This window comes from Rhizobium sp. BK098 (assembly GCF_014193155.1).
In the GTDB taxonomy this organism is placed as follows: Bacteria; Pseudomonadota; Alphaproteobacteria; order Rhizobiales; family Rhizobiaceae; genus Rhizobium.
The window spans coordinates 577,073-585,150 of sequence record NZ_JACHYY010000003.1 but is presented as its reverse complement, the minus strand read 5'-3'; the positions used below and the strand labels follow the sequence as shown (position 1 = coordinate 585,150).

The 8,078-nt window shown below is 56.3% G+C and carries 7 protein-coding genes and 2 pseudogenes; 1 reads left to right on the top strand and 8 read right to left on the bottom strand.

Going from position 1 to position 8,078, the window contains the following annotated elements; translation table 11 throughout:
• Positions 1–140, bottom strand: a 140-nt coding sequence (locus FHT73_RS29475; protein WP_246712091.1) for a winged helix-turn-helix transcriptional regulator, incomplete at its 3' end; no start/stop codon positions are given.
• Positions 141–252: 112 nt separating this feature from the next.
• Here FHT73_RS29475 and istB point away from each other — a divergent pair.
• Positions 253–804 (top strand): annotated as a pseudogene (gene istB / locus FHT73_RS12050) (IS21-like element helper ATPase IstB); the annotation flags it as partial.
• Positions 805–911: 107 nt separating this feature from the next.
• On the opposite strand, the pseudogene FHT73_RS29470 reads toward istB, so the two are convergent.
• The 7 genes and pseudogenes from FHT73_RS29470 to FHT73_RS12020 form a co-directional block, all read right to left on the bottom strand.
• Positions 912–1,121: pseudogene (locus FHT73_RS29470) on the bottom strand (hypothetical protein); the annotation flags it as partial.
• A gap of 237 nt (positions 1,122–1,358) precedes the next feature.
• The gene (locus FHT73_RS12045; protein ID WP_348648129.1) at positions 1,359–2,249 is read right to left on the bottom strand and encodes a WcbI family polysaccharide biosynthesis putative acetyltransferase; all 891 of its coding nucleotides are present in this window, start codon (positions 2,247–2,249) and stop codon (positions 1,359–1,361) included.
• Between the two features lie 8 nt (positions 2,250–2,257).
• Positions 2,258–3,337, bottom strand: coding sequence for a GSCFA domain-containing protein (locus FHT73_RS12040; protein WP_112609103.1), 1,080 nt, complete (start codon positions 3,335–3,337; stop codon positions 2,258–2,260).
• A gap of 355 nt (positions 3,338–3,692) precedes the next feature.
• Positions 3,693–4,610 carry an SMP-30/gluconolactonase/LRE family protein gene (locus tag FHT73_RS12035; RefSeq protein ID WP_183711806.1) on the bottom strand — a complete coding sequence of 306 codons (918 nt, stop codon included), beginning with the start codon at positions 4,608–4,610 and terminating at the stop codon, positions 3,693–3,695.
• A 35-nt stretch (positions 4,611–4,645) separates the two neighbouring features.
• Complete coding sequence (locus FHT73_RS12030; RefSeq protein WP_183711804.1) at positions 4,646–5,596, bottom strand: ABC transporter permease; 951 nt, start codon at positions 5,594–5,596, stop codon at positions 4,646–4,648.
• Positions 5,593–6,537: an ABC transporter permease gene (locus FHT73_RS12025; protein WP_183711802.1), complete on the bottom strand. Its 945-nt coding sequence runs from the start codon at positions 6,535–6,537 to the stop codon at positions 5,593–5,595. The genes FHT73_RS12030 and FHT73_RS12025 overlap by 4 nt, the downstream gene beginning before the upstream one ends.
• Positions 6,534–8,024, bottom strand: coding sequence for a sugar ABC transporter ATP-binding protein (locus FHT73_RS12020; protein WP_183711800.1), 1,491 nt, complete (start codon positions 8,022–8,024; stop codon positions 6,534–6,536). Before FHT73_RS12020 ends, FHT73_RS12025 begins: the two co-directional genes overlap by 4 nt.
• Positions 8,025–8,078 lie beyond the last annotated feature (54 nt).

The following is an 8,078-nucleotide window of genomic DNA, read 5'->3' as shown; positions in this document are numbered from 1 at the left end:
ACCGCAAACTTCGGCTCGATCGTGCCGGCGCTCAAATACTTCGCGATCGTATTGCGTGACAATCCGGTTCGTCGGCTGATCTCGCGCACCGACAATTTCTCGCGCAGTGCCATCCGACGGATGATGTTTAAAAGTCCCATGTGGATCACTCCGTTGCCCCTGTCGCTCACCGCGTTGGGGGAAGGTTCACATGGCTCAATTCTCAATGGAAATTATGCGCCTGACCGGCTCAGTTCCGCGTGAAAACCAACAGCCCAGGTCGAGAACATCGACTTCCGAGCCGCCCGCGGTCTCGATCGCAATCTGTTCCTAAAGCTCGCCGCTTGCGACTGGATCAGGCAGCGTCACAGTCTACTGTTGATCGGGCCTGCTGGCGTCGGCAAGAGCTGGCTGGCCTGCGCGCTCGGGCACAAGGCATGCCGCGAGGACTTCTCCGTCGCTTATCATCGCCTGCCCAGGCTGTTCGCCACCCTCGCGCTCGCGCGCGGCGACGGCCGCTACCCGAAGGTCCTCAAGGCGCTCGCCAGAACCGACCTGCTCATCCTCGACGACTGGGGGCCAGAGAAGCTCAACGACGAGCAGCGGCGCGATCTCATGGAAATCATCGAGGACCGCTACGAGAAGCGGTCGCCCATCGTCACCAGCCAGGTGCCCGTCGATCACTGGTATGACATGATCGGCAATCCGACGCTGGCCGACGCCATCCTCGATCGCCTCGTTCACAACGCCTACCGCATTGAGCTCAGCGGCGAGAGTTTGCGGAAACAGAAAGCCATGAACACAGAACCAACAACCCTGGCTTGACCGCGAAACGCGGTTCAGGTCAAAGACATAGACGACCGACAGGTACGCAACTGTCCGGCTTCAAATCGGAACCGTGTCCGGCATGAAATCGGAATGACTATCCGGCTTCAGATTGGAATAGCCGTCCGGCTTCGTCGGAATGCGCAAAATTGCGAGGACATTTCAGGGGAGCAGGTCACAGGAACTGCTCTAATTGTTGATTTGGTGTCGGGCGCCAAACTGTTCTTGAAGCGGAAGCTATCGTTTCCGGTTTCGAGGATGTAGCAACGAAGCCCAAGCCGATCGAGCAGTACCGCGGCAATCTTGGCATCGCAGAAGCCGCAAAATTCCAACTTCCGCCGGTCCAGAACCTACGGTGGTTCAAAACCGCGGGAGCCCTGGTCGCCGCCGATAAACGTTTAATGGCAGTTTAACAGTAAAAATTAAAATCAAACTTTCACAGGACCAGTATATCGGCCTGCAAATTGATAACCTGACAGTTATATTTTCCGGCCTGATTCTCGAACAAGCGGCGGAGCGGGACGTCCTTTATGCAGTGGCTAGGGCATGTTGTTTTAGGCGCTGATTAACTCCATCACATTTAAGGTATCCCACGCTTGAAAGACATTATTTGTGAATTTGTTCACCCCGGCATCAGCGTAATACTTATAAGAACTTTCTATGAATTCATCTAAGCTAAAAATATACCTTGCTCCATCTGCCGGAACATTTCCCTTAAAAAGATAATTTCCACCAAATCCAAAAGAACGTCCGATTTGTGGATAGAGCGGCCAGCCAGCGAAATTCATCAAAGGATCAATCACTAGATCGTCGATATTCGGCACCGCACGGTAAGTTATTTTTGCTCTGTCCAATGCCGTTCCAAGAATATCGTATACAATAGAAATTCGCGGGTGATTGATGGAATGCATAAATGGCTTTCGTGCCATCCATTTCGCAAGATATGCGTTAACCGAAAATCCGCACCGTTTGAACTCCGCGTCAAGAGCGCTTACAGCTGTTTCCCAATTCGATAGATAGCCGACCGTTCGGAATATATCTTCACGAAATGCGTTTTTACAAACCTCCGCCGGAATTTCTTTCATATAGCTGTATGCAACTATTGCCGAATTATAGTCACCAAGTGCGCTGCGGACGATTCTTTTGCTAATGTCGTCCACCAGATAGACGCAATCTGGATGAAATGCGAGGAAATTGACTACTGGAAACTCTATAAATTGAGATAGTGATTTAAGCTCATCAAATGCAATATGAGCAATATTGTAAAAGCGATGCGCGAGAACAAGATCAAATTGTCCTAGATGTTGCTTAAATAACTCGGCGTCGTCGTAGGACGCTCCGATGTTCCAGCTATGATACAATGTCACTTCGGCATGAGGTAACATCGCCAGCAGACACGCCTGCATGCTCTCAATTTGGCAGTTGCCTATAAGACAAATTCTCACACCAGCACCTAAACCAAATTCTTTTCTATTGACTCTTCATCGCAAACAATTCGAAAGGCACTTTCGTTTTGAGCTCGGACTGCCGCATTTAAGATCTCACCACTATATTCACGATAATCATTCGACGGCGAATCGGAATCGTTTACATAGTGTTTAAAAAATGAACGCATAACATGCGCCACACCTTCTTCTTTAATATTCCGTAAATCGTCGTCGAAATACTTGTTGCCTGCTGCAGGGCTTGTAATGATCTCATAGGAAGGGAAATAATCCACCCCTTTGCGTTTTCGTGAAAACTCCTCCGCCACAACTCGAAGGACCGCCTTGCTATAACTCGTCGCAGCAAGCACACTGTTTGGGGAATAAGTTGCGATCAACGGCACGGGCGACACGGTTAGAAGCATTTTAGCAGATGCGTTGATCGATTTGAGGATCGTGAAAAAATCCTCTAGATCCTTCAAAGTTTCTGCAGTCGTATAGTTGGCAAAACGGTAAGTAGCTGCGTCCCACTCCCCCGCAGCAACACCGGGGGCTAGCGGCAAAGTTGCACCGGACGCAATATGCTCCCAGCCCTCTGTTAGGCCCATCGTAAACACAAGCACGTTAAGCGACGAGAACATTTCTCGGACAGCGCGTAGGTGCCGCTCACGATCACTATATAATTCTTCTCTTGTCACAAATCCAGTCGGCTCGATTTGGGGGCGAAAGGGGTCGGCAAATCGACCATCGCTGCGGATCCATGGCTCTACTTCGTATTCGGCTATTCCGTAGGCACGCTCAATCAGCTGACGTAATTGGCGCACCGTATAAAGATTGCCAAATCTAGCACTAAAAACGCCGTAGTTGCGGCTGTGCCGCTCAGCCAGGGGGATATCATCCCCTGCTTCCGTTATCAAATATCGAAAACCGCGAGACTGAATTGCTCGAGAGAGATGTTGAGCGAAGCAACTGCCAGCTGTTGCGACCAGGTCGGATTTACCAATCCTGAAAGTGGCCTCCGCGACGGGATCAATCAGAAATTCAGGAATAGAGGAAACGGATTTACGCCAGAAGGCAGAGGCGGGAAGATTTTCATAAGGGGTGTTCATTCAGCCGTTCCTAACATATGATCGACTAGTATGCTATTTCCTATAGATGCCGATCGATGTCTGCAACGTAAAACACTGAGTGACGAAGTTGGTAGCAGCAATTTACAAAAACGCTCGGCGCAGAACACGCGCCAATGCCGCTCAAATTTGATGCCCTTGACGCTACCTTGCAAAAAATTGACCACCGGATGGTTGAGTCAATGTTGCAGGAAATGCCCAACGGTGCGATCTCCTTGCTGACCGCACCCGCGATACCAATGCCTTGCGAACCTGGGCCAAGGAAAAGCACGCCCGGGTAGATGTTCCATCAAAGATATGGCGGCATTCCCCACTATGTCTACAACACCTCATCCTTTCAAAGCATCTCCACCCCGCTCGCCGTCGTGAAGACCCGATACAGCGAGCGCGTTGCAGCAACGAAAAGCTGGTTCCGCTTCGGGCCACCGAATGTAAGATTGGCGACCGTCTGCGGGATCTTGATCTTGCCGATCAAAACCCCATAAGCCGCAAAACAATGAACGCCGTCGCCGGCGCTTGTCCATATGTTGCCGTCGATGTCGGCACGGAAGCCGTCCGGAATGCCGGTATCGATGTTGCAGAAGACCCGGGCGTTTGCGAGTTTCTTGCCATCCACGACATCGAAGACGCGAATGTGGCGGGGGGCGCTGACGTCGTGGCTTGCGGCGGAGTCGGCGACATAGAGTTTCGTCTCGTCCGGGGAAAAGGCCAAGCCGTTCGGCTGGCGGAAATCGTCCGTCATGACATCCAGTTCGCCGGTGGCCGGATCGAGGCGGTAGACGTTGCGGGTCGGCTGCTCCGGCTCCGCCTTGTAACCCTCGTAATTGGAGAGAATGCCGTAGGTTGGGTCGGTAAACCAGATCGTTCCGTCCGAGCGGACGATCACGTCGTTGGGTGAATTCAGGCGCTTGCCCTTATAACTGTCGGCAAGAACAGTGATGGAGCCGTCGATTTCCGTGCGCGTCACACGGCGGCCGCCATGTTCGCAGGATATCAACCGCCCTTGGCGATCGCGCGTATTGCCGTTGGCAAAGTTCGAGGGCGCGCGAAAGATCGAGACATTCCCGCCCGGCACCCAGCGCAGCATGCGCTCGTTGGGAATGTCGCTCCAGATCAGGCACCCGGCATCGGCAAACCAGACCGGCCCCTCCGCCCAGCGGCAATCGGAATAAAGCTCCTCCAGGCCGGCGCTCGGGACGATCAGATTGCGGAAGCGCGTGTCGTAGATTTCGTAAATGGAGGCGTCGGTCGGCATCGCAGTTTTCCTGTAGGGATCTTGGGAGAAAAGTGTCAGCGCCCGCCAGTGGGGCGACCGCCGGCAACGAGAATGACGGCAATAATGATCAGGCCGGTCAGAACAAGCCTTGGGCCCGCGCCGAAACCGTAAGTGTTCAGCATGGAGACGACCAGAAACATGAACAGCGAGGCGCCCCAGATGCCCGGCACGTTGGAATCGCCGCCGGCAACAGCCGTCCCACCGATGATGACGACGGCAATCGACATTAGCAAATATTCCGCGCCCATGTTGAGGGCTGCGCCGCCGGAGAAGCTCGCGAGCAGATAGCCGCAGATCGAGGCGAGGATGGCGCAGAGGACATAGGTCGCAAGCCGCGTTCCGTCGACGGGGATGCCGGCCATGCGCGCCGCGAACATGCTTTGACCGATCGCCGAGATCCAGCGGCCATAGATCGTCTTTTCCAGGAGAATCCAAGCAAGCGCCGATAGCAGCAGGGCGACGATGGCGACATTCGGTATGCCGAATACCCCCGATGTCGTAAATTCGGCCAGATATTCGGGCGGCTTAATGCGAAGGCCGCGGTTGCTCCAGATGGCAGTCGATTGAATGATAAAGCTCATGGAGAGTGTTGCAATGATCGGCGGAATGCGCAGCAGCTTGATCAGGGCATAATTGCCGATCCCGATGCCAAGGCCGATGACGACCGAGACCAGCAGGCCCGGCACGATCATGCCGTCTTCGACATTCATGAGTTTCAGCGCGAGCGTACCGGCAAGCGTCATCGTCGCCGGCACTGAAAGATCGATATTGCCCGGCCCGAGCGTGATGACGAACATCTGGCCAATGCCGACGATAACAGAGAATGCCGCAAAGGTGAGTGCAGCCTGCGACAGGCCGATGGAACTGGCGCCGCCGGTAAAGAGAACGGTGATGATCCACACCGCGATTGCCGCGACAAAGGACCATATCCAGGGTTTGCGGCCGAGCACGGCAAGCGCGATCATGATTGTTTCTCCCGCTTTTCGACGCGATTGAGCAAGAGCCTGAGGGCGAGCACAATAATCAGGATTGCGCCTTGCGCGCCGATCTGCCAGTCGGGCGATATCCGCAGAAACGATAGGAAGGAGCCCGCCAGGGTCAATGTCAGCGCGCCGATGACGGCCCCGACCGGCGAGACGCGGCCGCCGGTAAACTCCCCGCCGCCGAGGATGACGCCGGCGATCGACAGCAACGTGTAACGCAGCGCGATATTCGCATCCGCCGAGGTGGTCAGCCCGACCAGCGCAATGCCGGCCAATACGGCAAAGAAGCCCGCCAGCGCATAGGCCGCGGCACGCAGGCTGACGACGGACCAGCCGGCACGCTGCAGCGATCGCTGATTGCCGCCCACACCGCGGATCAGCACCCCGAAGGAGGAGCGCATGACGATCAGATGGGCGAACAGCGCGATAAGGAGGCTGGCTATGATCGCAATGGGGATAAGCGGCGGCTTAGAAGTCATCAGCCAGCGCGCCCAATCGGGTGCGGTGCCGCCCGGGGCCGGCAGGAGTAAGACCGCCAGGCCGCCCCAGACGAAGCTCATGCCGAGCGTCACCACGATCGATGGCAGATCTCTGATATAGATGACGATGCCGATTGCGGCATAGACTGCAATTGCGACCGCCAGAATGAGGATACCGACGAGCGGAGCAGATTGCAGATAGGTTGCCGCCACACAGGCCGTGAAGCTGACGAAGGTCCCCATCGAGAGATCGAGATCGTTGACCGACATGATCATCATCTGCGCGATCGTCGCGAGCGCAATCGGCACGGCGAGATTGAAGAGCAGGTTGAGGCCGATATAGCTCATGGCGCGCGGCTGCAGATAAAAGACCGCGGCGAGCAGGACGGCGAGCGATAGCGCCGGAATGAGGAGGCGCAGGGTAGCGGAGGACGGACGGGTCATGCGCCCTCCCCGGCAAAGGAAGCCGCCAGCACATTTTCCTCCGTAATTTCGTCTCCAACCAGCTCGGCGACGATGGCGCCGTCGCGAAAGACATAGGCGCGGTCGCAGAGCCGGATCTCGTCCATTTCCGTCGAATACCAGATAAATGTCCGGCCGGACGAAGCCTCGTCACTCAAGATCCTGTAGACCTCCTGCTTGGTACCGATATCGACACCGCGCATGGGATCGTCCATGAGCACGATCGGCGCAGTCGTTGCCAAGGCGCGGGCGAACAACACTTTCTGCTGATTGCCACCGGACAGGGACAAGATGCCATTTGCCATCGTCGGCGTACGGATTTCGATGCGGCCCTTCCAGTCGGCACCGAGGCGATCCTCGCGCCCGCGATCGACGACCGACAGGCGCGAAAAATCGCTGAGCGAGGCAATGCTGAGGTTTTTCAGGATGCTCCAAAGGGGAAAGGTGCCGTTCAAGCTGCGGTCGCCCGCGACGAAGGCGATATTGCCTTGCCTGCCCGGCAGCCAGTTGTGCGAAAGCGAGCGATGAAGATCGAGCAGCATGTCAGTCTGGCCATGACCAGCAAGCCCGGCAAGTCCTATCACTTCACCCTTGCGAGCATTGAAGCCAAGGCCTCGGCCTCCTCGCGCCGGCAGTGCAAGCAAAGGAGACGATGCGGCGCCTTCCCCGCTGCTGCGCTTGCGATCTTGTTCCTTGACGACACTGCCCATTGCCTGGACAAGGCTATGAACGGTGAAGTCCTGAGCGGTGCGATCGGCGACAACGCGGCCGTCCTTCATGACCAGAATTCGGCTTGCGGTCGAAAGGATCTCGCCAAGAATATGCGAGATCAGCATCACGGCACCGCCTGCTTGAACGAAGCTGCGCACATAGGTCATCAACTGGGCGGCAAGACCGGCATCGAGGGATGAGGTCGGCTCATCAAGGATCACCAGCTTCGGCGTCTCGCCGACGGCACAAAAGGTGATCGCGATCTCCACCATCTGCCGCTCGGCGATCGAGAGTTCGCCGACGGTCCGCATGACGTCGATCCTGTGACCGGCGAAAATTTCGTCGAGCTTGGCGCGAACGATTGTCGCCGCCTGCCGCCGCCAGCTCCAGCCGGCAAGGCCGCGATGGACCACCCGCATGTTCTCGACGACGGTGAGATTCGGCGCGAGTGACAATTCCTGAAAGACGCAGCGTATGCCGTGGGCGCGCGCCGCATTGATGCCGTGCACGCTGTCGTCTCCCTCATAGGTGACGCTGCCGTCGTGCGGGCTGAGGCCGCCGTTTATGACGTTGACGATCGTCGATTTTCCGGCGCCGTTGTGGCCAACAAGCCCGATGCACTCGCCGGCAAGAACCGTCAGATCGGCGCCATCAAGCGCCTTTACGGCACCGAAATGCACCTTGATGCCACGGGCGGAGACGACGGCCTGCAGGCCGGCATCCTGTCTCTTCAAAGTATTGTCTTTGGCTGCAATCATGGATCGTCCGGGTCGGGCGTTGCATCGGCAGGCGCCGCCTCTTTATCGGCGGCG